Annotated in this window: 22 protein-coding genes and 1 pseudogene; 14 read left to right on the forward strand and 9 right to left on the reverse strand. The window is 50.8% G+C overall.

The genetic code is table 11. From position 1 onward, the window contains the following. Nucleotides 1-5: 5 nt before the first annotated feature. On the forward strand, nt 6-1,442 hold the full coding sequence (gatB, locus tag NST96_RS04790; RefSeq protein WP_039070039.1) for an Asp-tRNA(Asn)/Glu-tRNA(Gln) amidotransferase subunit GatB: 1,437 nt from the start codon (nt 6-8) through the stop codon (nt 1,440-1,442). A gap of 243 nt (nt 1,443-1,685) precedes the next feature. Here gatB and NST96_RS04795 read toward each other — a convergent pair whose 3' ends face one another. Next, the gene (locus NST96_RS04795) at nt 1,686-3,404 is read right to left on the reverse strand and encodes an RNA polymerase sigma factor (protein WP_342406532.1); all 1,719 of its coding nucleotides are present in this window, start codon (nt 3,402-3,404) and stop codon (nt 1,686-1,688) included. Nucleotides 3,405-3,619: 215 nt separating this feature from the next. On the opposite strand from NST96_RS04795, the gene NST96_RS04800 reads away from it, so the two are divergent. The 5 genes from NST96_RS04800 (at nt 3,620) to NST96_RS04820 (ending at nt 7,829) form a co-directional block, all read left to right on the forward strand. Continuing rightward, nucleotides 3,620-4,303, forward strand: a complete 684-nt coding sequence (locus NST96_RS04800) for an MOSC domain-containing protein (protein WP_003389388.1) — start codon at nt 3,620-3,622, stop codon at nt 4,301-4,303. Between the two features lie 74 nt (nt 4,304-4,377). Further along, nucleotides 4,378-4,728, forward strand: coding sequence for a hypothetical protein (locus NST96_RS04805; protein ID WP_003389386.1), 351 nt, complete (start codon nt 4,378-4,380; stop codon nt 4,726-4,728). Nucleotides 4,729-4,861: 133 nt separating this feature from the next. Further along, nucleotides 4,862-5,590, forward strand: coding sequence for an ATP-binding cassette domain-containing protein (locus NST96_RS04810; protein ID WP_003389384.1), 729 nt, complete (start codon nt 4,862-4,864; stop codon nt 5,588-5,590). Continuing rightward, nucleotides 5,590-6,771, forward strand: a complete 1,182-nt coding sequence (locus NST96_RS04815) for an ABC transporter permease (RefSeq protein ID WP_003389382.1) — start codon at nt 5,590-5,592, stop codon at nt 6,769-6,771. The genes NST96_RS04810 and NST96_RS04815 overlap by 1 nt, the downstream gene beginning before the upstream one ends. Nucleotides 6,772-6,914: 143 nt before the next feature. After that, nucleotides 6,915-7,829, forward strand: a complete 915-nt coding sequence (locus NST96_RS04820) for a DMT family transporter (protein ID WP_024983569.1) — start codon at nt 6,915-6,917, stop codon at nt 7,827-7,829. A gap of 268 nt (nt 7,830-8,097) precedes the next feature. Here the strand turns inward: NST96_RS04820 and NST96_RS04825 are convergent, their stop codons facing one another. Continuing rightward, nucleotides 8,098-8,565 (reverse strand): helix-hairpin-helix domain-containing protein, encoded by a 468-nt coding sequence (locus NST96_RS04825; RefSeq protein WP_122957587.1) that lies wholly within the window; start codon nt 8,563-8,565, stop codon nt 8,098-8,100. A gap of 195 nt (nt 8,566-8,760) precedes the next feature. After that, on the reverse strand, nt 8,761-9,726 hold the full coding sequence (locus NST96_RS04830; protein WP_024983571.1) for an ROK family glucokinase: 966 nt from the start codon (nt 9,724-9,726) through the stop codon (nt 8,761-8,763). 142 nt (nt 9,727-9,868) lie between these two features. Here NST96_RS04830 and NST96_RS04835 point away from each other — a divergent pair, with 142 nt between their 5' ends. The 5 genes from NST96_RS04835 to NST96_RS04855 all read left to right on the forward strand — a co-directional run bounded on the left by NST96_RS04835 (nt 9,869) and on the right by NST96_RS04855 (nt 15,533). Continuing rightward, on the forward strand, nt 9,869-10,759 hold the full coding sequence (locus NST96_RS04835; protein ID WP_003389377.1) for a diacylglycerol kinase: 891 nt from the start codon (nt 9,869-9,871) through the stop codon (nt 10,757-10,759). Between the two features lie 403 nt (nt 10,760-11,162). After that, entirely contained in the window at nt 11,163-12,554 is a 1,392-nt protein-coding gene (gene rlmD / locus NST96_RS04840) for a 23S rRNA (uracil(1939)-C(5))-methyltransferase RlmD (protein WP_342406533.1), read from the forward strand. 532 nt (nt 12,555-13,086) lie between these two features. Next, nucleotides 13,087-13,596, forward strand: a complete 510-nt coding sequence (locus NST96_RS04845; RefSeq protein WP_003389375.1) for a tetratricopeptide repeat protein — start codon at nt 13,087-13,089, stop codon at nt 13,594-13,596. A gap of 303 nt (nt 13,597-13,899) precedes the next feature. Next, entirely contained in the window at nt 13,900-14,328 is a 429-nt protein-coding gene (locus NST96_RS04850; RefSeq protein ID WP_003389374.1) for a VOC family protein, read from the forward strand. Between the two features lie 593 nt (nt 14,329-14,921). Continuing rightward, nucleotides 14,922-15,533, forward strand: a complete 612-nt coding sequence (locus NST96_RS04855) for a TetR/AcrR family transcriptional regulator (protein ID WP_003389369.1) — start codon at nt 14,922-14,924, stop codon at nt 15,531-15,533. A gap of 105 nt (nt 15,534-15,638) precedes the next feature. Here NST96_RS04855 and istB read toward each other — a convergent pair whose 3' ends face one another. After that, nucleotides 15,639-16,367: an IS21-like element helper ATPase IstB gene (gene istB, locus NST96_RS04860; protein WP_023555238.1), complete on the reverse strand. Its 729-nt coding sequence runs from the start codon at nt 16,365-16,367 to the stop codon at nt 15,639-15,641. Beyond that, nucleotides 16,364-17,869 (reverse strand): IS21 family transposase, encoded by a 1,506-nt coding sequence (gene istA / locus NST96_RS04865; RefSeq protein ID WP_023555239.1) that lies wholly within the window; start codon nt 17,867-17,869, stop codon nt 16,364-16,366. Before istA ends, istB begins: the two co-directional genes overlap by 4 nt. 497 nt (nt 17,870-18,366) lie before the next feature. Here istA and NST96_RS04870 point away from each other — a divergent pair, with 497 nt between their 5' ends. Continuing rightward, nucleotides 18,367-19,362 carry a hypothetical protein gene (locus NST96_RS04870; protein WP_039070029.1) on the forward strand — a complete coding sequence of 332 codons (996 nt, stop codon included), beginning with the start codon at nt 18,367-18,369 and terminating at the stop codon, nt 19,360-19,362. Between the two features lie 185 nt (nt 19,363-19,547). Here the strand turns inward: NST96_RS04870 and NST96_RS04875 are convergent, their stop codons facing one another. Further along, entirely contained in the window at nt 19,548-20,429 is an 882-nt protein-coding gene (locus NST96_RS04875) for a GNAT family N-acetyltransferase (protein WP_327925936.1), read from the reverse strand. Between the two features lie 295 nt (nt 20,430-20,724). On the opposite strand from NST96_RS04875, the gene NST96_RS04880 reads away from it, so the two are divergent. Beyond that, nucleotides 20,725-21,297 (forward strand): GNAT family protein, encoded by a 573-nt coding sequence (locus tag NST96_RS04880; RefSeq protein ID WP_003389366.1) that lies wholly within the window; start codon nt 20,725-20,727, stop codon nt 21,295-21,297. A 56-nt stretch (nt 21,298-21,353) separates the two neighbouring features. On the opposite strand, the pseudogene NST96_RS04885 reads toward NST96_RS04880, so the two are convergent. The 3 genes and pseudogenes from NST96_RS04885 to NST96_RS04895 form a co-directional block, all read right to left on the reverse strand. Then, nucleotides 21,354-21,613 (reverse strand): annotated as a pseudogene (locus tag NST96_RS04885) (GNAT family N-acetyltransferase); the annotation flags it as partial. 182 nt (nt 21,614-21,795) lie between these two features. After that, nucleotides 21,796-23,235, reverse strand: coding sequence for a serine hydrolase (locus NST96_RS04890; RefSeq protein WP_051925392.1), 1,440 nt, complete (start codon nt 23,233-23,235; stop codon nt 21,796-21,798). Nucleotides 23,236-23,507: 272 nt separating this feature from the next. Continuing rightward, complete coding sequence (locus tag NST96_RS04895; RefSeq protein WP_003389363.1) at nt 23,508-24,158, reverse strand: hypothetical protein; 651 nt, start codon at nt 24,156-24,158, stop codon at nt 23,508-23,510. 438 nt (nt 24,159-24,596) lie between these two features. Here NST96_RS04895 and fabF point away from each other — a divergent pair, with 438 nt between their 5' ends. Beyond that, nucleotides 24,597-25,838, forward strand: coding sequence for a beta-ketoacyl-ACP synthase II (gene fabF, locus NST96_RS04900; RefSeq protein WP_024984235.1), 1,242 nt, complete (start codon nt 24,597-24,599; stop codon nt 25,836-25,838). Nucleotides 25,839-25,850 lie beyond the last annotated feature (12 nt).

Below are 25,850 nucleotides of genomic sequence, written 5' to 3' on the forward strand. Positions count from 1 at the left end.
GAGTCATGAGCCAGTTTGAAACCGTCATCGGCCTTGAGGTTCACGCCGAGCTTTCGACGAATAGCAAAATCTTTTGCGGCTGCCCGACCGAGTTCGGCGCGCCGCCAAATACACATGTATGCCCGATCTGCCTCGGACATCCGGGCGTTTTGCCTGTGACCAACAGGCAGGCGGTGGAGTTCGCGATGAAGGCGGCGCTTGCGCTCAACTGCGAAATCTCCAGAGAGACAAAATTTGACCGGAAAAACTACTTTTATCCGGACTCGCCAAAAGCGTACCAGATCTCGCAGTACGACCAGCCGATCGGCTATAACGGCTGGATTGATATTGAGGTCAACGGGGTGACAAAGCGGATCGGCATTACCCGCCTCCATCTTGAGGAAGATGCGGGCAAGCTGACGCACAGCGATTTCGGCGGCGAATCCCTGGTCGATTTCAACCGTGTGGGCGTGCCGCTGATCGAGATCGTTTCCGAGCCGGACCTCCGCTCGCCTGAAGAGGCTCGCGCGTACCTGGAAAAGCTGAAAGCGATCATCCAGTACACCGAGGTATCCGATGTCCGAATGGAGCAAGGCTCGCTGCGCTGCGATGCCAACGTATCGATCCGTCCGGCAGGCCAAGCGGAGTTCGGTACCAAAACCGAGCTGAAGAACATGAACTCGTTCCGCAACGTACAGGTGGCATTGGAATATGAAGTCGAGCGGCAAAAAGAGGTGGTGACCTCCGGCGGAAAAATCGTGCAGGAGACACGCCGCTGGGACGAGGCCAACAAAAAAACGATAAGCATGCGGTCCAAGGAAGAAGCGCACGACTACCGCTATTTTCCGGACCCGGATCTGGTGCGGATGCAAATCTCCGAGGAGTGGGTCGAGGCGGTCCGGGCTACGATTCCCGAGCTTCCTGACGCCCGCCAGGCCCGCTATGTCAACGAGTACGGCTTGCCGCAAAGCGATGCCGGCGTGATTACGATGTCCAAGGATACGGCCGACTTCTTCGACGAAACCGTCAAGACAGGGGCTGATCCAAAAGCGGCAGCCAACTGGCTGATGGTCGAGCTGCTCGGTTATTTGAATGCTGGCAACCTGACGTTGGCTGATGTAAAAATCACGCCGCACGGCTTGGGCGAAATGATCAAGCTGATCGAAAACGGCACGATCTCCTCCAAGATTGCCAAAACCGTTTTCAAGGAAATGGTCGAGACAGGCAAAGAGCCAAAGCAAATCGTCGAGGAAAAGGGGCTCGTCCAGATCAGCGACGAGGGCGCTCTGCTCGCCATCGTACAAGAAGTGGTGAACAACAACCCGCAAGCCGTGGCCGACTACAAGGCAGGAAACGACAAAGCAGTCGCTTTCTTCGTCGGACAGGTGATGAAGCAAACCCGCGGAAAAGCCAATCCGCCCATGGTGAACAAGCTGCTTGTAGAAGCACTGAAAAATATGTAGCAGAAGCAAAAAATCGCAACACGAAAGCCCGCTTTGCCAAAGATACGGCAATGCGGGCCTTCTTTCATTTGGGCCAACGGCCAAAGCTTTTGACTTGCGGCTAAAGCCTTTAACTTACGGCTAAATCCTTTAACTTGCAGCTAGAGCCTTTAACTTGCGGCTAAAGCCATTTCGTATTTGATCTGCTGTGCAAATTTTTTTGCATATGCGTATGACTTGCTGCGTGGCTATCTGGCGTTCGCCTTACACCGAAAGCTTCTCTTGCATTTGCTCCAGCACAGCGACAGCCTGTTCCTCCAGCTTTTTGATCCTATCCAGCACCTGTACGGCTTCCCGGGACTCATCGGGATCATTGGGGTTGCCTCCAGTTGGAAACGGGAACCTATGGGCAAGAGTGGCGTATTCATCCGCGATTTGGGTGTAAAGCTCACCGGCGTCCTTTACTAGCGGGCGAATCTTGTCAAACTGGGCGTCGGTCCAGGTTTCCGCGATTTCCTTCCAGAAAAGCGAAGCGTGACGGCGAGCGTCTCCGACCACAGCGGTCGTGTAGGCGTTGCCGTTTGGCTCGATGCCTTTTTGCAGGTACGCTTCCCGCCAAGCATCGTAGGCGGCCAATCCGTGAGCGCAGGCAGGCCCGCTCGTCTCTTGACGATAGTGATGCAGGATCGTTCTGAGTGCGTTTGCCAGCATCGTCTTTTGGTCGATGTCCAGCTGCTTGTCGATGGCCAGCACAAACAGTTCTTCAACCAGACCGCGTCCGAGATGGTCGTAGGCAATGGGCTTATCATGCCCGCAGTTGTCTCCCGCCTGAAATTGGCGGGTCTCGGTGTCATAGCCGTAGATCAGGCCGAATTCGGGTATGAACAAATCCCAGGAAAGCACGGCATGTCCCCGGTCGATGGCGTCGTGGATGAGCGAAAGAGCTTCAGGCAATACCTCGGGAAGCTTTCTTTTTTCACGCGCCGCCGCCGTCAACAAGGATGGGTCCGCCTGATTGGCATTAGGACCGGGGGCCATTTGCGTATGCTGTTGAACGACTTTTACCTCAAAGCCGAGATTCCGCATTCCTTCCGACAGCACATTGTCAAAGTCGAACATGGTTGGTCCGGCAATGTGAATCTCGCCGGGAACGACATTGATCCGAAAAGCGTGCCCGGTAAGTCCCATCACCATGGGCAGGGAAAAGCGTTTTTCCGTGTATTCCGTCAGTCCATACATCGCTGCTGCAGCAGTCGTCCATACGCGCTGCGAGAATGCTTCGGGCTTTTTCAACGTGACCTTATTCATGAGTCCCTCATCCTTTCGATTGAGTACGTATTGGTCAACAGCGAGACGAATTTTTTCCCGCAAGAGCTTTTTCCGTGAGCGGGACAGAATCTGGTAGACATTGGCCTGCGACATGCCAAATACTCCGGCAATCTCCTGTGGGGAGAGATGGTCGAAGAAATGGGACTCGAAGATTCGCCGCTCCTTTGGATTCAAGCACCGGAGCATGTGCATGATCGTCTCCAGCAGCTCCCGACGCATCAAGGTCTCCTCTGGAGCAGCCGTTTGCCCGCGGAGCGACTGGGCATGCTGCCGGCCCAACCGGTAAAGGATGCTGTCGAGGCTTTGCCAGTCCGTTTCTCCCTCCTCCTCAGCAGGTGAATGCCAGGAAGAAAATACCTGCTCCTTGGCTTGAGGCGCCGCCTTCAGACGGGTGTATGCCTGATTGCGGACGATCCGGTGCAGCCAGGGCAAAAACCGGCGGCTGTCGACCAGTGTGCCGAGATGGAGGAACGCCCGGATGAGCGCATCCTGGACGATGTCCTCCGCCAAAAACGGCTCCTTTGTAAACGAGCGGGCATACCCGTACACCTTGGCCCGATGCCTTCTGACAAGCTCACCGAAGGCTTCCCTGTCCCCATTGCGGGCTTTTTCGACCAAAGCCGAATCTTCCTGTTCCTCCCGCGCCTCAATCATTTCGGATTGGAAAAGCTCCTTTTGCAAAACAAACACCTCGCAAGTAAGTTGACCTACGACATAGACTCCTCGAAAGAAGAGTTTCTGACAAAATGACTGCGTTCTATCAAAAATAATGAACAAAATCGTGCGTGTTTTGTCATTTACAGAAACTTTCAGTTCTGACATGATTGTATAGGAATTCATCACAGGATGAAACAGGGAGGTATGGCTCGATGAGTCATGGTCCAATCAAGCTTGTTTCGCTCAATGTAGGAAAGCCGGAGCGCTTTTTTTACCAAGGCAAAGAGGTTTTGACGGGAATGTTTAAACAGCCGGCAGCGGAGACACTCTTCCTCTCGGCTGTAAACCTGACGGGAGACGGACAGGCTGATCTCGTCCACCACGGCGGACCGGAAAAGGCGGTCTGTGTATACGCTCATGAGCATTATGCGTACTGGGAGGAACGCTTGAACCGCAAGCTGCCATACGCCGCTTTCGGAGAAAATTTGACGGTTGCAGGCATGCTGGAAACGAACGTGTGCATCGGAGATACCTACCAGCTTGGCGAAGCGATTGTGCAAGTAACCCAGCCGCGACAGCCCTGTCACAAGCTGGCAAAGCGCTACGATTTGCCACAGCTGGCCTTGTGGGTCCAGGAGACGGGATATACCGGCTTTTATTTTCGTGTACTGCAAGAAGGAAACGTATCTCCGGCCAGCGAGATCACGTTGATCGAACGCCATCCGGCGGGCATCACCGTGGCGGAGGCAAACCATATCATGCATCGGGACAAGAATAACCGGGAAGCGGCCGAACGAATCCTGGCAGTGGCGGAGCTGTCCGAAAACTGGCGCAAGACCTTTCAAAAGCGCCTGAACGGCGACGAAACAGACCCGGCCAAGAGACTGTACGGGTGAGATTGTTTCGTTTGTAAGAATGGAAGTGCTCCCCTATAATGGAAAGTAGATTGCGTGGAGGAGGTTTCTAAAGCATGAAAATCCTGTCTGTGGCGGGAGAAAGCGTGCCGCCGAGCAAGGGCGGATCGCCTGCCGATACCTTTGAGCGTTCGATGGCCAGCTATGAAAAAGACGGCCAGCAAAAAAGCATAACAGTCACGTATGTGCGTTACTTTGAAAAAGTGTTGGCGGAAAAAGGCATCTACGACCAGGAAGCCGAAGGGGTGCCGGTCAACCGACTGGTGGCCATCCTCTATCTGGAGCACCACGGCGAGGCCAGGGAAAACCGCCATTACATCAATGATACAGAAGCGTTTTTGAAGCTGTTCTCCGGCTTCTCGCTAAGCAAATGGAAGGAGAAATACCCGGTTCTCTCCCTCGCTTAGGGAGGAGAAATGAAAGTGTTTGCAAGATTCTGATTTTGTTTGGATATGGGTAGACTATAAGAGCAGGATCTCCTCTTTCGGGAGCGAGATCTTTCTTTTTGAACCTTGACCAAAAAGGGCGGGAGGAATACAGGTGATCGAAGTAGACCGGGTAAGCAAGCGGTTTGGACACCTGACAGCGGTCGATGACGTCTCCTTTTTCGTGGAAAAGGGAGAAGTGTACGGGCTGCTCGGAGAAAACGGAGCGGGCAAAACGACGACGATGAGGATGATGGCTACCATCCTCCGACCGACGTCAGGTGATATCCGGATTCGCGGTTACTCAGTTCTGAGCGAGCCGGTGGAGGTCCGCCGCCGCATCGGGATATTGTTTGGCGGAGATGTGGGCCTTTACAGCAGGCTTACGGCTCGGGAAAACATTGCTTATTTTGGCAAGCTGTACGGCTTGGCCGACGATGCCCTCGAAAAGCGGGTCGAACAGCTGGGCGAAATGCTGCATATGAGCGAGTTTATGGATCGCCGGGTGGGCGGCTTTTCACGCGGGATGAGGCAAAAGGTAGCCATTGCCCGCACGCTGGTGCACGATCCGGATGTCATTTTGCTGGATGAGCCGACGACCGGCCTTGATGTGACTGCCGCCAACATGTTTCGCCGGATGGTGGCCCATTTGCAGGAGGAGGGCAAGACCATTCTGTTTTCCAGTCACAACATGGGGGAAATCGAGAGGCTGTGCAATCGGATCGCCATTATGCACAAGGGCAGGCTGAGCTATGCGGGGACGATTGACGCCCTCCGTGACCAGGTGAAGATGAATGATCTGGACGATATCTTCATGACCATGGTAGAAGGAGGGGGGCGGTAGTGGGAACGAACATCGTCTGGACCGTTTTCCGCAAAGAGCTGACCGATCTTCTTCGCGACCGCAAAACCTTGATTGGCACATTTGTCATACCCATGGTAGTTATTCCTTTTGTCTTTTTTTTATTGGGCACGTCTTACAACAACGTTGAAAAGGAAGCACGCTCCTACGTACCGATTTCGATCAGCGGTCAGTCTGTGCTTGTCGACTACCTGAAACAGACTCCTGGTGTGAAACTGTTGAACTCGCCGAATCCGGAAGCGGACTTGCAGCAGGGCAAGCTGCGGGCCATCATCTCCATCCCGGACGGCTTCGATCAGCAGGTAAAAGCGGGGAAGCCCGTAAAGCTGGCGGTCGCTTACGATTCCACCAACCAAAAATCAGTGTACGCCCGTTCCATCATTGAAGAAGCGGTAAAAAAATACAGCTCCGAGATTGTGGCCAAGCGGTTGCGCCAGGCGGGCTTGTCCGAGCAGGCGATCAAGCCGATCGAGACCGTATATGACAATACGGCGTCCAAGGACCGTCAGGCGGGCGGCATGCTGGCCGGGATCATCCCCTTGATGCTGGTGCTGTCGCTGGCCTCTGGCGGAATCGCTGCTGCTACAGACCTGGTGGCGGGAGAAAAGGAACGCGGGACACTCGAGGCGCTGTTGACTGCTCCCATCGCGGCGAATCAACTGCTGACAGCGAAGCTTCTCGCGGTCATGGTCATGAGCTGTATCAGCGCGACAGCATCGCTGCTTTCCCTCTCGTTTGTGTTTCGGATGGGCCCGCTGACCAAAGCGGAAGCGGCGTTTTCCTTCAGCTTTTTGGAGCCTGGCTCGCTCGTGGTTTTGGCGGGAACCATTCTCTTGCTGGCGGCGATGTTTGCCGGTCTGGAGCTGACTTTGAGCACGATAGCCAAATCGTTTAAAGAAGGACAGACCTATATGACTGGTGTGGTCGTTCTGGCCATGATCCCCTCCTACATGATGATGCCGCTCAATCCCGTGGACATCCCCGAGTGGTATTACGTACTTCCCGTTTTCAGCGGTGTTGCGTTGTGCAAAGAGGTCTTTTACGGAGCGATTGACCCTTGGCACGTGATCGTCGGATTAGGGACCTCGCTGTTGTATGTGGCTGGCATTCTGGCCTTGTCCGCCCGCCTCTTCCGCCGGGAGGGTGCAGTGATTAAAGGATAGGCAGGCTGTTCGGCCTACGCCGCTATGCAGTGCCCCAGCGTAGGCCGGGAGAGGTGAAACGCTCAGAAAGGCCAAATGACGGGCGACATCGCTCGGATATTTTTCACAAGCTGGATCAATACGCAGAAAGCTGGTGACAGAAAATGAACGCGCTCTATGCAGGAGTGCTCTACGTATTTGCGTCCGCAGCAGGATTTGGCGTCATGTCCATCTTTGCGATCTACGCCTACGAGGCAGGGGCGTCGGTGTCTACCCTGTTGTTCCTGCGCTTTTTGCTGGCGGCGCTGCTGTTTTTTGTCTGGATGGCGGTAAAGCGGGAGCCGCTCAGGATTAGCAGGCAGCAGGGATTGGCCCTGTTTTGCCTGGGAGGAGTCTTGTACACGCTGCAGTCACTGAGTTTTTTCTCGTCAGTGCAGTACATTCCGGCCTCTATGGCGGCCCTGCTTTTGTACACCTTTCCCGTCTATGTGGCGGTCTTGAACTATTTCGTCAATAAAGAAGCGCTGCGAAAGCAGACGATCGGTGCCATGGCTTTATCGCTTGCGGGACTTGTTCTGGTTCTCGGCCTTTCATTTGACGGCATTCAGCCGCTCGGAGTCGGACTGGCTCTGGCTGCGGCAGTACTGTACTCCGTCTACTTCATCGTCGGCAACCGCGTCGTGACAGGTCTTTCTCCATATGTAACGAGCGCCTATGTGTCGTTGTTTGCGGCCATCTCTACCTTTGGGCTGGCGCTCAAGGACGGGGAGCCGGCATTGGATTTCAGCGGTCAGGGGTGGCTCGCATTGGGGGGCATCGTTCTCTTTTCCACGATCCTCGCGATGGGCTGCCTGTTTCGCGGAATTCAGCTCATCGGCTCTACGCGGGCGTCCGTGCTCAGCACGCTTGAGCCCGTGGTGACAATCGGTTTTTCGGCACTGCTGTTCGGGGAGAGACTGGGGTGGCTGCAGATGCTGGGCGGGTTTGCGGTTCTCCTCGGAGCCGTTCTGATCGTGCGCAGCCAAAACAGGCAGGCAGGCCAGCAGACGGAGGAAGCAGATGCAAAACAGATTACGTGATTGGCTGGGGGATATTGGTTAGCTGGAGAAAAGGCCTTGTACGAATTTTGTTTAACAGATTTCCCCTGCTCCCTAGGAGTGGTATGGTCCGTTTATCGGTGTTTGCGAGGGGCTAGAGGTGGGCCAGAGGCAGTTTAAAGGTGTTTGCCGGGGCTAGGGGCTGGCCAGTTCGGTTTATCGGTGTTTGCCGAGGCTAGTGACGGGCCAGTTCGGTCTATCGGCGTTTGCCGGGGTTAGGGGCTGGCCGGGGCATTCAGTGTATCGGCATCTACCGGGGCTTGGGACGGGTCGGCGAATAGCCGTGCTGCTCCCGGTATGCTTTTCGCTCCCCGGTAAAATCCCACCACTGTTTATCGCTTCCCGGATTTTCCGCATGGTGGATGACACAGCGGAGCTGGTCCTCGACGCACGGATCGATCTGGCAGCCGTATTTGCCCTCCAAGGCGTCGATGAGGTCGGCGCCTTTTAGACCGTGCAGTTCGCTTAGGCTGTAGTAGCCGAGCAGCACCAAATCCTCGGCCAGTTTCGGGCCAATGGAGGGAACGGACTGGAAGGCGGCGAGAGCGATCAGCTCCCTTGCTCGTTCAAAAGAAGTGCCGAGCTGAGCCGACAAGTGTTCGGGATGCTGTGAACCGACCTCTGTCAGCAGCAGCTTGGCGCGGCGCAGTTGGGTTCGTTCTGCCTCGGTCAGCGGCAATTTTGGCGTTTTTGTTTTTGCTTGTGAACGGATCGGCATGGGAGAACTCTCCTTTTTTTCTATTCATCATTTATTGTTCATTATTCATTGTTAAGTGCCAAGTATCGCGGGCCAAACAAAGACGGAGGCAAGAAAGAAGACAGTCGTAAAGGGAAGGACTAGCTTCCTATGTATGCAAAGGACGCCGGGAGAACAGAAGCCCTCGAAGCGTCCTTTTTTCGTTCCCGGGAACAGTTACGTACGGGAACGGATCAGCCAAGCCGCGCCAATCACACCGGCGTCATTGCCCAAGGTCGCGGGAAGAATCTCCGTCGCCTCCACGACATATGGGAACGGCACAAAGCGGCAGAACGACTCGCGAACGCGGGCAAAGAGAAAGTCGCCCGCAGCCGCAACCCCTCCGCCAATAATCAGCTTGGCCGGGTTCAGCAGAATCGCCAAATGGGACAATGCCAGCCCGAGATAAAGTCCCGCCCGGTCAACGATGGCAAGCGCCCCTTTGTCTCCTGCCCTGGCGGCATCCAGAACGTCTTTAGCCTTGACCTCTCCGTTGCGGGAAAGCAGCTCGGCCAGATAAGGGCTTGTTCCGTTTTCAGCCGCTTCTCGTCCAGCGCGTATGAAAGCAGTAGCTGACGTGTAGGTCTCCAGACAGCCCGTTTTTCCGCAGTTGCAGAGCGGACCGCCCTCCGGTGCCATCGAGATGTGGCCGATCTCTCCGGCAATGCCGTTGATGCCTTCGACGATCTGGCCATTGCAAATGACGCCGCCGCCCACACCTGTTCCGAGCGTAATCATCACCAGGTCTTGAGCGCCTTGGCCGGAGCCTTGCCACATTTCGCCCAAAGTGGCGGTGTTGGCATCGTTTTCTACAGCTACCAGCAGTCCTGTACAGGCGGCCAATTTGTCGCGCAGTCGAACAGGGCTGCGCCAGTTCAGGTTGACCGCTTCCCGGACGATTCCGTTTTTTCCGTCTACAGTGCCAGGCACCCCGACGCCAATTCCTGCCACGTGCTCTCTATGCAACCCTTGGCCTTGCAGCAAATGATCCATCATATCGGCTACTTTTTGGACGATTCCGTCTTCGCCTTCTGCTACCGGCGTAGGCTCCTGTGTTTTGACCAGCATAATCCCGTCCATGTTCAGCAAAGCCATTTTGATTGCAGTGCCACCGATGTCGACGCCTACGATGACCGTATTCACATCAAGCTCCTCCATTCATACCCGAAGGTTATCTTTTCCTATCTTATCATGCCGCCAGCAGCATAGCGATTCCCAAAAATGGCTATACAGGATATGATGAGTAGAGAGAATACCAAGAGCGTGACAGGAAGAAGGGAATGCGTTGAAACGAGCCAGATTGATATACAATCCCAGCTCCGGGCGGGAAATCATTCGCCGCCGTCTTCCGGAGATACTGGATCTGCTGGAATCGGCTGGATATGAGACGTCGTGCCACGCGACAAAAGGAGAAGGCGATGCCACCGAGGAAGCTGCTCGTGCCGTTTCCCGCGGTTTTGACGTCATCATCGCTGCAGGCGGAGACGGTACCATTTACGAGGTCGTCAACGGCATGGCCGAGAAAAAGACTCGCCCTGCCCTCGGGATCATCCCGTGCGGCACCAGCAACGATCTCGCCCGAGCCCTCGGCATCCCCCGCTCTGTTGGCAGAGCATGCCGCATCATCGCTTCTGGAAAAAAGAAAAAAGTCGACATCGGACGGATCAATAACCGTTATTTTATCAATATTGCCGGCGGGGGATCATTGACCAACCTGACGTATGAAGTGCCGAGCAAGCTGAAAACCGTCATGGGCCAGCTCGCCTATTACGTCAAAGGGCTGGAAAAACTGCCTTTTCTGCACCCGATTCACGTGCGGCTGGAGACGAAAAATGAAGTCCTCATCGACGAAGAGATCATGGTCTTTTTGATCGCCAACAGCCATTCGTTCGGCGGCTTCGACCGCCTGGCGCCAAACGCCAATCTCAGCGACGGCAAGCTCGACCTCATCGTCGTGAAGAAAACGAACATCGCCGAGTTTATCCGTCTGGCGACGCAGGCTATGCGAGGGGAACACCTGAAAGACCCGTCCATCCTGTATTTTCAGACCGACTACCTGAAAGCGACCACGCCGGGAGGACAAACGGTGCAGCTCAACATGGACGGCGAGCTCGGAGGACAGCTTCCTTGCGAGATCAAGGCGCTGCCGGGGCATTTGGAGTTGTTTGTGCCGTAGCGGAAATGTCAGGGAAGAAGAGAATATGAACAGTGAACAAGGAAAAGTGAATAGTGAACAGAGAAAAATGAACAGTGAACTAGCAATAATGAAGCAGTAACAGGCATGTGGGTCAAACGTGCAAAAATGACGGGGCGTCATGCAGCGAAATGGCGCCGCTTCCGTTTTCTAAAAGGAGAAAAGATTTGTGGCTAAGACAGCAAAGGATCAGCGTGGAAAACAGGCGGCAGCCAAGGCGAAACAGCCGAAGCAGCCAAGGCAAATAGAGCAGGGGAGACTAAAGCAGCCGAAACAGCAAAGCGATGCGAAGCAGCAAAACCAGAGGAACCAGCACAATCCTGCAGAGCAACGAAATCAGGCAAAACAGCCAGCGCGGCCAAAGCACCCCAAGCAGCTAGCGGGATTGCCCGTGCAATTGGGGCAAATCGTAGACGTGGACATTACCGGATTGAGCCACGAAGGAGCCGGTGTCGGACGGGTGGAAGGGTACACCTTGTTTGTGCCGGGAGCACTGGCGGGAGAACGGGCTCGCGTCCAGGTCAATCACGTCAAAAAGAATTTCGGTTTTGCCGAGCTGCTGGAAGTGGTGGAGAAGAGTCCGAACCGGGCTCTCCCGCCCTGTCCGGTGTACGACCGCTGCGGGGGGTGCTCGCTGCAGCATCTCGCCTACGAGGAGCAGCTCGTCCACAAGCAGCAGATCGTCAAGGACAACCTGCGCCGTATCGGCGGCTTCTCCGTAGAAGGGGAGGGTGCTGTGACGGTTCATCCGACACTGGGGATGAGCGATCCGTGGAGATACCGCAACAAGGCACAGGTCCCGATCGGCGAGCAGAACGGGGCTTTGGTCGGCGGCTTTTACGCAGAGCGCTCCCATGAGATCATCGATATGGACGAGTGCATGATCCAGCATCCCGCCAACGACGAAGCGGTAGCGGCCGTCAAGAAGCTCGCAGCAAGGCTGCAGATCAAGCCATACGACGAAGTGAACCATACCGGACTTTTGCGACACGTGGTCGTCAAGGTCGGCGCTCGCACAGGCGAGGTCATGGTCGTCCTGGTGACGACGGAGGAATTTATCCCGCAAAAGGAAAAGCTGGTCGCGTCCATCCGTGAGCAGCTTTCCGATGTGAAAAGCATCGTGCAAAACATCAACCCGGCCAGGACCAATGTCATTTTCGGGGACAAGACGGTTACCCTGTGGGGAAGCGAGGTCATCTACGACTATATCGGTCCGATCAAGTTCGCTATCTCTGCCCGCTCGTTTTATCAGGTGAATCCGGTGCAGACCGAGGTTTTGTACAACAAGACGCTGGAGTATGCCGGGGCTACGGGAACAGAGACCGTGATCGACGCCTACTGCGGGATCGGGACGATATCGCTCTTTCTGGCGCAGAAGTCCCGCCATGTGTACGGGGTGGAGATCGTGCCAGAGGCGATTGCCGACGCGAATCGCAATGCCGAGCTGAACGGGATTGAAAATGTGACGTTTGAGACCGGACCAGCCGAGGCTGTCATCCCGGCCTGGAAGGAGCAGGGCATCCGCCCGGATGTGATCGTGGTCGACCCGCCGCGCAAGGGCTGTGACGAGGCGCTGCTGACGACGATCCTGGAGATGAAGCCGGAGCGTGTAGTGTATGTGTCCTGCAATCCGTCGACGCTGGCGAGGGATTTGAAGGTGCTGGCGGAGTTGTATGAGGTGAAGGAAGTGCAGCCGGTGGATATGTTTCCGCATACGGGGCATGTGGAGTGTTGCTCGCTGTTAGTGCGGAGGGATTGTAACAAGCAATTTCAGTGATCTCAAAGCATAAACAGTCGTACGAAAGCTTAAATAGTCGTGCCACCAGCCGAGCGAGATGCGGGTATCCACTCCTGTTTTTCCTCGGCTTTTTTCGTAAATCAGGGGAGAGGATTTATTATGAGGGGAGAAGAAGGAAAGCCTTGTGGGGCAAGGACTTCGAACATTTTTCTCCTGTTTTTTCTCGATCATTTTCTCCGATAATCTTTGGTCCTATCCCCAGGCTCTTCCTGTTTTTTCCCCTGCTCTTCGTTCGACTTTAATTGCTTTTTTGCCCCCGATTTTGCTCGTCCTGAACTCGATTTTTACCCGTTTCTCATCACGACTATAATTGCAGGGAGGATTTGGGGATAGGGGGTAGGGAGAGAGGGAAAAGCCTTGGGGCTGTAAGGCGGAGCGGCGTTGGGGGAAAGGTGACATGGGTAAGATGACTTTAAGTGAAATGCACAGGGATATTGCTGTAAACTAAAAAATATATATTCCCCACTATAAAAAAGAGGCATTATGGGCTGAGCAGAACAGGAGGTAAACGATGACAAGAGATCGTTTAGCAGAAGCCATTCGCCTGCGGGAAGAAGGGCGGGCCAAGCAAGACCAGGTGATTCTGCAGGAAGCCAGAACACTTCTTTTAGAGTTGGCGGCAGCATACCCCGATGACGCGGAGATACTCTTTCAGACCGGAGTGGCGCATGACAACTCCGGGTTGGGGGCACAGGCCGTTCCGTACTATATACGTGCCCTTGAATTGGGACTCTCGGGACCGGACCTGGAGAGATGCTTGCTCGGTCTGGGCAGCACCTGCCGCTATTTGGGAAACTACGAGCAAGCGGAGGAGGTACTGCGACGAGGTGTGAAAGAGTTTCCGCATAACCGGGCGATCCAGGTTTTGTACGCGATGGTTCTGTACAATACGGAACGTTACAAGGAAGCAATGGAAATCGTTTTGACTAATTTGCTGGAGACCACAAATGATGAGAAACTTCAGTATTTCAAACGAGGACTATTATACTACTCAACGCATCTTGACGAAAGATCATCATGAATGAGCAACCAAGTTTAAACGTACTGTTAAGTTTGACGAGATACATTTCTAAACTCCACCATACGTATACATAACGCAGCCAATTCGGCTGTGTTTTTTTTCGCAGTTCGTGGAGTTGATGAAGGGGCAGATCGGATGCTTCGTTCCACACGTAGTTTGCCTGGCAGGACGAGCAAGACAACGAAATTGTCGATGAAATTGCTGGGTGCAACAATACGAGACGATCCAGAAGTCAGAATTACTCATTTACATACATTCTGTATGTATGTATAATGAGCTTACCATACCGAAAGGGGTTTTATCATGAAAGTATCCAGCTTTTATCCCGTCGTTCTAACAGAGCAAGTTGCAACCACGGCCGCATTTTACATAGAACACTTCGGATTTGAGAAGGTCTTCGAGGCGGATTGGTATGTAAGCTTGAAAATGTCCGGCAATGACATCCCATTCGAGTTGGCAATTCTCGACGCAGCTCATCCGACCATTCCCGACGAGTATAGGAAGAAAGTAAAAGGGTTAATCCTTAACTTTGAAGTTGACGACGTTGATGCCGAATACGAACGTCTGATACGGGGAGCCAAGCTTCCCCTCGAGCTTGAGATCCGAAGCGAGGATTTTGGACAGCGGCATTTCATTACTTCCGACCCCAACGGAGTCTTGATCGATGTCATAACCGTCATTCCTCCGACAGGTGATTTCAACAGCCAATATGTCGAAGAAATCTGGAAATAAGGGGCCGCCAACATTGGGAGTGAGCAGGGAATGTTCACTGAAGGTTACTTCCTGATGCCTGTCGCCAATTTCGTGGAACAATATGGGGTGAGCATTTCCAGATTTCAATGGACGCCTTGTATGAAATTACAAAACGCCATACCGCGGAATATGCAATCCGCCCTTATCTCTACTGCTATCCGGAGAAATGTATGGAGACACTTAAAACCTGGTCGTACGATCCCAATTTTCATGTGCGTCGTTTGGTCAGTGAAGAAACTCGACCTCGTCTTCCTTGGGCGAAGCGGATGAACGCACTCGGCGGAGATCCCTTGCGAAATCTTGACTTGCTTGAGCCTTTGTTGAATGACGGTTTGGGCTATGTCAGACGGTCTGTGGCCAATCATGTGAATGATTTGACGAAGGATTACAAACGGGTCACTATAACATGGATAGCCGATAAGCTGTGCAGGGGGTGGGAACATGGTCCGAGCGTGGTCCGCCTTGCATTAAGGTCGCAAGTGAAGTCCGGAGATCCGGATGCGTTGGCAATAATAAAGGAACTGTAGTAATCTTGGGAGCATATGTGCTGATGAATGGAGAAGTTGTTTAACATGAGGAGAAGCAAAGCGGAGACAACGGAAACGATACGTAAATTGATTGAAATCGCCAGAACCCATTTTACCGAGTATGGTTATGCGAATACGGTATTGGAATCGATTGTCCATGAAGCGAAACTAACGCGAGGCGCGGTTTATCATCATTTTCGCAGCAAGAAGGAATTGTTTCGAGCCGTATTGGAAGATGTCCAACGAGAAGTTGCCAAGAGAGTGGAAGCGGAAGCCTCGACGAGCGAAGATCCATGGCAGCAGCTCTACTTAGGTTGCCGGGCATTCATTATGGCTGCTGTTGAAGAGAGCAATAGGCGAATCATGTTGGTAGACGGTCCGGCGGTTCTCGGTTGGGAAACCTGGAGGGAAATGGACCAGAACCACTCCATGCGTTTATTGAGAGAGCAGCTTGCTATCATGCAGAAACAAGGACATTTTCGAATGATTCCCCTCGATGTCCTGACCCATTTTATTTCGGGCGGTTTGAATGAAGCGGCCCTCTGGCTTGCCAATGAATCCGCGCAGCCGAAAGCTTTGGATGAAACAATGGAGGTTCTTTCTGTTTTCTTGGAAGGATTCAAGCAAAATACAATTCACTCCCCCGGTGCGACGTGAACCAGCTTATGGTAGTGAAATTGGTGAGCTGTATTTTGCAACTCAAAAATGCAGAGTTTGGCGGCCAATTTATGCAGAACACTGCCAACATCAATACAAAAGAATTTAGGAAGACTTCATGCTGGATAGAGCATGGCGCAGTCGGTAGCTTTCTCCGGTAAACGCCAGAATATGGGCGTGGTGGACGAGGCGATCCACAAGGGCTGCCGTCAATCGCGTATCTCCAAACACCGTATTCCACTGCCCAAACTCCAAATTCGACGTCACAATCACACTGTTTCTCTCATAGCAGGCCGAGATAACATGAAACAACAGCTCAGCCCCCGTTTGGTGAAAGGGAACAAACCCAACCTCGTCCAAAATCAACAACTCACAGTCTGCCAGTTCTTTTTGAAACCGCATCAGTGCCCCATTCGCGTGTTTTTCCTGCAAGAGCGCAACCAGATCGGGAACACGGAAGAATCGAACGGCATATCCCCTTCGGCACGCCTCTACGCCAAGCGCTGTTGCCAGATGGGTCTTCCCCGTGCCCACTTTTCCCAGCATCAGCACATTTTCCTTGCGCTCCAAAAAACGTAGGTCGATCAATCCCTCCTTTGTACATGTTTCCGGTAAGGTGACTGCCTCAAAAGCGTAATCTTCCAGTGTCTTCAGTTGGGGAAACGCGGCTTTCTTTATCAGTCGCTTCAGCTTTGTCTCCTCCCGCCGTTGAATCTCCATCCGCAAGACTCCCAGCAAGAAGCTCTCCCGATCTTCAAACGGCACCTGTTCATAGGTTTCCATCACATGCGCCAAATGCAAAGTTTTGCACACCTTTGCCAGCTCTTCTCTCATTCCACCCTCACCCCCAGGATCCGGTCGTACTCATCCAGTATGGGTATCTGCCCGTGAAGGGCAGGGGGTGTATGCGACTCTGAAAACGGTTCCGGGCGGAAAACAGGGTGTTTTATCGCGTAAAGGGCATGCTCCAAGGCAACAGCCAGATGCTCTTGCTGATGCGACAATTCTCCCAGTACTTGCCCGATTTCCTTCAACGTATAGGTGTCGAGCAATCGATGGAGCAGGCGAATTCGTGCTTTTCGTGCATTCATGTCTTCCACCGTCAAAAACGTTTGGAGCGCCTGAGGCATCATATTGGTAAAGGAAGAATACATCACCGCCCGCGGGCGTTTTTCATATCTCTTCAATACCGCCTTCCAATCTACTGGAATGACTTTCTCCGTATAGGGACGAGGCAATGTCACAATCGGGGTGTATGTCCCGTCTGCCGTTAACACCTCCAGCACATCCCACTTGACTTTCACCAAAACCGGCTGCATGGCCCGACACTGCGGCAACGGGAAGAGAGCCGCGTCAAACGACAGCTCAGCGTATTTGTTCAGGTGGCACGTCTCCAGCCGGAAAATCTCCAGCGGTGTCGTCGGCAGCGTCAGCAGCTTGCATTTTTCTTGCTTCCACAACTCGGCAATGGTTTGCTTTTTCACATAGTGAGGGCGCTGCATATCCGCACGGGCAGCTTCCGCCAAATACGTCTCCAGTTGTTCCGGCGTATCGATAACCGGTGGCGGAACACACCAGTTCCGGCGTCCATACCCCACTTTGTTTTCCACATGGCCTTTCTCATGGCCGCTGTATGGATTGCAAAACAGGGGCTCAAAGCGGTAATGGGCGCAGAAACGCCGAAACGCTTCCGTACACTCTCGTTTTCCGCCTTGCTGGATGGACACAACAGCAGCGGACAAGTTGTCAAACCAAATCTTGCGAGGAACCCCTCCCATTTGCTGAAATAGCCGCCCTAAGGCCTCCAGAAAGCATTCCGTGTTTTCTTTCGGAACCGGGAACACAAAGGCGGCATTGCTGTACGGAAACGACAGGGTCAATACTTTCCGCTCCACCAGTTCTCCCGACTTGACCACGTACACCGTCCCAAAGTCAGCCTGGGCTTCCCCGCCTGGATGCTCCAAACGCTCAAAATGTTCGGCTCGTTCGGCTGCCATGGCTTTCTTCCGTTTGGAGACATATTCGGATACCGTTCGCTGCCCGCCAGGGAAGCCGTACTCATCCCGTAACCGCTGAAACATGCGGACGGCTGTATGGCGTTGCTTGCGTGGAAGACGCTCATCATCCTCCAGCCATGTGTCAATAATCTCTAAGTACGGTCCCAACACCGGATGGCGGCCTTTTCGCTTGCATACCGGTTCATTCCAATCGTCGCGATCCGCATATTTCTTGGCGGTTCGCCAATTCACCTGGACACGTTCCGCAATTTCCTGAATCGAACACCCTTCGACTTCCCGCAAAAATCGGATATACTGTTGTTGTGGCACTTTCAACATTCCTCTCACTCCCTCAGATTCTAGCCAAATCCAAGGGTAGATTTTGTAGGGGGATGTTGGCAAGTGCCTTTTTCATGGCCTCAGAATTGCGGTGGAACTCTGCAGTTTTCCGCCGCAATTCTCTGCACTTTTATCCTGCCATAAACAGTGAGCGGGAGATCGCATCGCTGGCAACGATACGGTTTAGGGTTAGATTCTCCCTTGTCTCACCACACAGACCAAAGATATAGGTAATTTCCCAATATTTACGTACACAAGTCATGTGGGGAGTGTGGCGCTACTATTTTGATGTTCTATTGCCCAAACCTAAACGAAAACATCTTTACTAGAATCAGGCTATTTTATTGGACAGGACGCTTCAATTGTGTTGTTTACTATGCGTCAGGAATGATTCATAACAAGTTCTACCGGTGCGAGCCCCTTCCAACCATTGGAAGGGTTTTTGTCTTTAAAATGGAATAATAGTCCAAGTCAAGCCGATTGAACGGAGGAGTACAATGGGACACCGAGCGAATCTGATCATTGTGAGAAATCATTCATACGAGTTGTATTACAGCCACTGGTGTGCAAACACCTTGCCAAAAAATATATTTTGGGGAGAACAATACGCTATCAAATTTATCGAAATGCAGACGAAGGTAGATGAGTCTGGATGGTTGAATGATGCTTGGGCTGAAGGCGGAGCCATTCTTGATGCAGATAAAAAAAAGGTAATGTTCTATGGGGGCGAAGATATACGCTACAACATTCCGCTAAGAGATCTCTATGTAAAACTTATGGGATACATTTGGGAGGGGTGGGAAATCAAATGGGCTTACGAAGGTATTGTAGACCTGGCAGCCTACGTAGGTTACCCAAAGGAAAAAGTGCTAACGGGTCGTAAAAACGATTGCGCTCATACGAGCTTAGCTCCTCCGGAGGAGAAAGACTGGGTTGATACAGTGGCAAGCGTAAAGTTTTCTCCAAACGAAATGCTACTGTTTCCATTATGGGGAGGGATCGATAATTATTTGCCATATGGACCTGATTTGGTAAATCGAATAGATAAAGCCTATGGGTATCCACGTATATCTTTAAGTGAATGGTCCCATGATTTTCCGATCGGAGGCTTCCATATTGATATGGAACGGAGAAGATTGGAATTTTGGCATGCAAATGTAATCCCAAACATCTCCCAACAACTTCAAGAGAAATGGTCTGATTGGGAGGTTGTCAATCATTATGGAGATTACGAATCGCAATGCAGGTGTACAGACGGGCTGTTGCAGTTCCAGGATATGAGCCACCATCACTTGCTGGAGACCTTGAAGACTCAACTGCTGAAAGAATCATCGAATCCAGTGGATTCATTAGCTCTCTTCGTTCAAAAAGAGGCAGAGGCAGGAAAAAAGGTAGAAGTAAACCCTTACGCTTTGAAGCATGACACATATGAGCTGTCCAGGAATGTGAAAGAACAAATACTAGACGAAGCTATGGAGAAGCTACAATTCTAGTACACGGAGCCCTCCCAACAGAGTGTATTGCTGAATGATCGGGTCGACAAATGGGATAACTGAGAGGTTTACACTACAGCAGGGGAGAAAGCGGGGGAACTGCTGGTCTGAAAGGCAGCCGAAAGTCCCTCGAAAGAAATTATGTTTCAAAAAAACTGCCCGACCAAAAGCGGGCAGTTTCGACATCAAGCAATGGATGTGATCGGATGTTTAACGTATGGGGGGTAGATGTTACCCTCATTTGCTCTTACAAATAAACCGCCATCATAGATCTCGCTTTTTACTTCGATCCCCTCATAGTCAGGAGTGAAATGGAACGTTACTTTTTCCGTATCGCTGCCTGCAATCTTGGTCAAAATATCGTGAATGTTGACTTCCTTCGTGCTAATGACATCGAAAAGATCGAGGTAATTGTTTTCCTTTTTATAGATCGCAAGAACGTCCTCGTTTTCCAAGTAATACAGATCGTCGCCAAATACGTTCAGGCAATAAAACATGAAGATTCCTTGAGCGCCATCCGTTCCAAAACGCTGAGAAACAGGCAGCCTTTCTGAAGCAAGCCTGTAAATGAAACGAAGATCAGCTTCATCCTTTACAGTAAGCTTTCGAATGCCTGTATCCGCACTAGGGCTCGGACTTGGCGTAAAATCCATCGAAAAGAGATGCTCTTCTGCCGGTTTGAATCCAAACCGGGGATAAAAATCGAGAACCGTTTTGTTCGCAAAAAGGTACATGAAATCATACTGATTTTCATATTCCTCTAAAACCTTGTTCATCAACCTTGCAGACAGTCCCTGTTTTCGATATTCCGGATGAGTCATGACCGTTCCGATTTGTATCGCTTTTTTCTTCTCGCCATCCATAATGAGCGAAAGCAGGTTAACAGAAACATTTGCGACAACGGTTTCTCCCTCAACAAATGAAAAGGGTATGTACCGTTCATTCCAAAACCCTTTTTGATACCACGTTTCAAATTGGATGCCAAAAGTGCTGGCAGCAAGTTCGGATAAACTCCTTCGAAGTGCCTCGTTGGTTTTATAATCCTTCATAAATGCAAGTTCACGCATTTCAGTTGCCCCCTGAATTAAAAAGTTGAGGATAAACAGGCAGTTCGAGCAAGCTTCTCTCCTAGCTTACCACTGTCACACCTCGCCGGCTTATGAAGATTGACGATTACTTGCGTGGAATATAGCGTGTTGCAGCAAAAAGGAAAAGGGTAAAAGTGGAGAGTGAGCGAAAGTAACATTATCCCAATCAGCCATTTCACCGTAATTCTCGGGATGATCTTAGGCAATTGCGAAAAGCCTGCTGTTTCAATACTTGTAGCACGATACCAACGACGCCGAAAGGGAAGGATCACGTATGGATACGAATGCCGTTTTCGATGAGTTTCCGATCATAAAATCCGACCGTTTCATCCTGAAAAAGATTGATGCCAATCATCTGGAGGATGTATTTGAGATTTACAGCAATGACAAGGTGTTTGAATATTGCGGAATCATCCCGAAGCACAATAAAGAGACGGTGAAGTCGATGATCGGGCATTTTGAGAGGGACTTCAATAAAAAGTCTCGCGTAAAATGGGGCATATTCACTCATGTTGAAAGCGACAAACTGGTTGGCATCATCGAAGCATTCGATTTTAACCAGAAGGTGAATATGGTGACGATCGGGTACTTTTTGGCGGAAGCGCACTGGGGGAAAGGGATTGCTACAGAGGCTGTGAAAGCATTGGTACGATTTCTGTTTCATGAAGTGAACGTAAACCGAATACAGGCCGAAGTCATGCCTCCAAACGAAATTTCAAAGAAGGTATTGATAAAGAATGGGTTTGTCAAAGAAGGCACACTGCGACAAGCAACCGTATGGTCGGGGAAGGGCGTAGTTGACCTGGAGATCTACAGCATTCTAAAAAATGAGTATAAAAATGAATAAAACAAAAGGGTTTGATATGTATTTGACACAAAAAAACGGAAAGCGGGGAAAAAAGGGCGCGTACCAATTCCCTTCCCGTGCTGATCAGGGTCGACGAACAGCATCTCGAATTTCGGCCCATTCAGTCCAATAAATCCGGTTGGTTCTTGAAGCTCGTTTACTGCCACCCAGACCTCAAGTTCTTTCATTGCTTCGTTTTGAACGATGTTTTTGTAAAACTGAATATCTTCTTCTGTCAGGAAAGTGTGGGTGGAACTACAGCCCGATACCAAATATCTACCAATCTTTCATGATCCTTTTCTTGGCAGCCGGCAATTTCACCCTCCCATAATATGCTGACAAACAAATCAGCCTCTTCAAACGAGAAGAGGCTGAATCCTTTTTTCCTGCCATCGTATTTCCTTCACATTGCACATCTTGCGAGTAGCGAAGCGGCATAAATCCAACGTTCAGATTGTTTGTCTCAAAATGCTTGAACTGTTATACGAAAAGATAATCCTACTCGTCTTTGAACAATTCAACAATCTCCCGGAAGACCGTAATCTCTTCTCCCAAATCCTCTTCAGAAGAATTCACGCTAGTCTTCACGATAATCATATTTTCATTCTGGTTGACGTAAATATTTTGTCCATAAATGCCATTGGCCAAAATTTCCTTATTGTCCGGGTCGGGGCTTGGCGGAATCCACCATTGATACTTGTAGAATGGGAAGCCTTCACTGCCGATATACGTTTCTTTTACCCAATCCTCGGAGATGATCTGTTTTCCGTTCCAGTTGCCGTTATTCAAGTACAGCCGGCCAAACTTGGCGTAATCCCGCAGGGAGGCATTCAGATAGGCAAACGTCATGTCATCGCCGTGCAGGTCGGTGTTCCAGTATGCGGAGTGTTCCATGCCGAGCGGCTTCCAGATTTTTTCCTCCAGATATTTGGATGGCTGCTTGCCTGTTGTTTTCTTGATGAGCATGCCAAGCACTTGCGTATCGGACCCTTTGTAGGTAAAGGTGCCGGGGGATGCGTCCGAAGGCAGGGTCGTCATCATCTCATTGAAGGATTCCTTCTCCACAAATAGTCGATTGTACCATTCGGTGATAAAAGGCTCTTCATAGACCGGATATTTGACGCCGGAAGCCATGTTGAGAATATCCTTGATCGATACGCCGTCATAACCGGAATCCTTCAGCTCCGGAAGATAATCCGTGATGGGATCATCGACGCTGTTTATGTAGCCTTCGTCAATGGCGATGCCGACCAGCGCAGAGGTAAACGACTTGGACATGGACCAGGATGTATTCAATGTTTTCTGGCTATTTCCGTGGTAATATCGCTCGGTAACGATTTTATCGTCTTTGATGACAAGCAGGCCGGTTGTTACCGTTCGCTTCAGCAGATCTTCAAATTTGTGCTGCTGCTTGTTGTAGGTATAGGTGAAATTGGGCAAATCGCGGAGCTTCTTTTTGAACGTAAAGGTGTTCTTCTTATCGTTTTTGATCTTGTGGCTGGGAAAAATTTTATTCATGGATCGGAAGTTTTTAATGATTTTATCTTTGTCAAAAAGTGTTAAAAATTTGGTGTGATCATACTTGGAACGAACGGAAGACTCGTTATCCTCTTCGATAACAGAATCTTCGAGATTGCCCTCTTCGGTAACAGAATCGTCGAGGCTGCCGTCCTCGATAACGGAATCTCCGACGCCATCTTCTTCGGTAACGGAATCTTCCAGGCTGTCTTCTTCAGTAATGGAATCTCCGAGACTATCTTCTGCGGTATCAGAATCTCCGACACGATCATCCTCTTGGTCGAGGTCTTGTCCGATCTGAGAATCAGGATTAGGTGTTTGTGCAGATGCATGCGATGGCAAAAGAAAAGAGTGAGTGGTGAGTACACCTACCAACAAGGCGCTGACTGCCAGTGGCAACAACTTCTTTTTCTTTGACATGAATAGAAAACACTCCTTTTTATTTTGTAACAACATCACAAATATGTATATATATTACATTGCAATTCCGGTAAGAACAACAATTTATTTGAAAATATAAAAACTTTTAAAAAATTCTTTAAAAAACCGTTAGACTTCTGGCCACTGGAGTGTTCTTGAAATAGAGTGGAAACTCTTGCTTCTTGAGATAGTTGCATGAAAAAAAGCGACCGCCAAGAAGCATAGAGGACATTTCTTGGCGGTTGTTTCTGTTTGGAGTATGGAATGTGTGTTCATAACAGGCCACGAGACTTCTCGCTTTTCGGAAATACGGTATACGACAGAGCGAATATGCTGTCGATGACAAAAATCAAGGTCCAAATCCTGCTGAGGTTATTGACTGTCGGATTGGCAAAAGGCAGGAGGCCTTCCTTGGCTGAGAAAAATTCACGGAAAAAATCGCCCATACTTGTTATTTCGTAGAACCGTGAGGACAGCCCGAACAAAAAATAGAAAACCAGGTGGGCTATTGCATAGACAGAGAAGTGAATGTAAAAATGTTTCCGTTCTTTTTGGGCGTGTTCCCTTCCCACCAGCTTCTTCGGCGGTTCGATATTGGGAGCAGGCAGTCCCTTCCACTTGGCAACATAGATTTGGATATAGTAATCAAGCTTTTTGAAGTCGCTTTTTCCATACGTGATGGCATATACAAAAACAACCAGCACAACGATTTGATAACTGGAAAACTGCCCTGTATGCAAGTAGTCAAAAAAACCTAAAGAAGCGATCCATAGGTCATTGACGATAAACAGCAGAAAAAAAACAAAGCTGAGAGTTTTTTTGCCGAACCAATATCTGGCGATCAAGAACGTGATGATGGAAACCCAAAAGATGACTTCCGCGACAATAAGGAAAGCCCATTTATGCGTTAAAATATAATCCATTTGCTGCCTCCTTTTAAAAAAAGTGTGCGAGTACATGCTGTGTTTATTCAACATGCTGATATAACCAGGTAAACAATCCCTCCCATCCTTTTTTCCCTGAACATAGATGAACTTGCCAGGAAGGCACTGTTCCTTTTTTCAAGGAATGGAGCAATCCTTTCGCCATTCCCTACTGAATTGTATGTGGCCGGGCTTTTTGCAGTAATCATTGGCTGTTGCTCACGATTTATATACTGAGAGTATACACCACATGGTGCTTTTATCAAGAAAATAATGTAAAAATAGGGATTTAGATACTTTGTATGCTCCCAGCTATGGGATGAATGAATTACTTCCCTTGCAATCGTTGGGTTGTGAATTGTTGCGGGATTTACGGATGTCTGAGAAAACCTCCCTTTGTATGATAGGTGTAAATTGTTGGAATAAAGGGGACTCATCATGAAAAAACGTGTAGTTGTTACCGGGATGGGTGTCGTTACGCCAATAGGAGTAGGTGTCAAAACTTTTTGGGAAAACGTTGTACGGGGCGTGAGCGGGGTTGACTACATTCAAGCTTTTGATGCCGAAGGGTTTCCGACGACTATCGGTGCAGAAGTAAAAGGCCTTGACCTCGATGAATGGTTTACCCCAAAAGAAAAAAACCGGATGGAAACTTTTACACAGTATGCGATCGTGGCTGCCAGGCAAGCTATCTCCCAGGCAAAATTGGACATGCGTCAACTAGACCCCTACCGCGTGGGAGTGATTGTCGGAACAGGCATGGGTGGAACGAGGCTCATTCTGGAAAACTATCAGGACCTGCTTCAGCACGGGTATCGAAAAGTCAGCTCTTACTTGGCATTTGCCTCGCTGGTGGATGCCCCGACAAGCGAAGTTTCGATCATGGTAGGGGCAAAAGGCAAAAGCGGGGCCTGGGGTTCCGCATGTGCAACAGGAAACAACTGTATTGGCGAAGGCTGCCGAGCGATTCAATACGGAGAAGCAGATGTTATGATTGCCGGCGGAACGGAAGGCCAATTCACGCCTATTGACTTGGCCTCTTTTTGTAAAATAAAGGCTTTATCCACTCGGAACGACAATCCGCAAGCGGCCAGCCGCCCTTTTGACAAGGACCGGGACGGCTTCGTGATTGGTGCGGGATCGGGAATTGTTGTGCTGGAGTCGGAGGAGTCTGCCAAGAAAAGAGGAGCCACGATCCTCGCGGAAGTAGCCGGATACGGCTCCACTACAGATGCCTATCACGTCACGGCACCTGATCCGGAAGCGAAAAGCGCGATTATGGCGATGAAAAATGCAATTGCGGATGCCAATCTTGCACCTGCTGACATCGACTACATCAATGCCCACGGTTCCAGTACGCGATTGAACGACCAAATCGAAACGCTGGCGATAAAGAAGCTGTTTGGTGAAAAGGCCAGGTCCATTCCCGTCAGCTCCATAAAGTCGATGACAGGGCATTTGCTGGCAGGGGCCAGTGCAGTCGAGCTGATTGCCTGCATCCTGACTCTGCAGCATCAAATCGTGCCGCCAACGATTAACCTCCACGAGCCCGATGAAGGATTCGATCTCAACTATGTGCCAAATGAGGCGCAGGCGCATCGAGTACGGGCCGTTTTGAACAACTCGTTTGGTTTTGGCGGGTACAATGCTTGTATCGTTGTTAAGGAATGGCAAGGGTAAGTTGTGGGAGGG

Origin of the sequence: Brevibacillus sp. FSL K6-2834, assembly GCF_038592925.1 — a bacterium.
GTDB lineage: Bacteria > Bacillota > Bacilli > Brevibacillales > Brevibacillaceae > Brevibacillus > Brevibacillus borstelensis.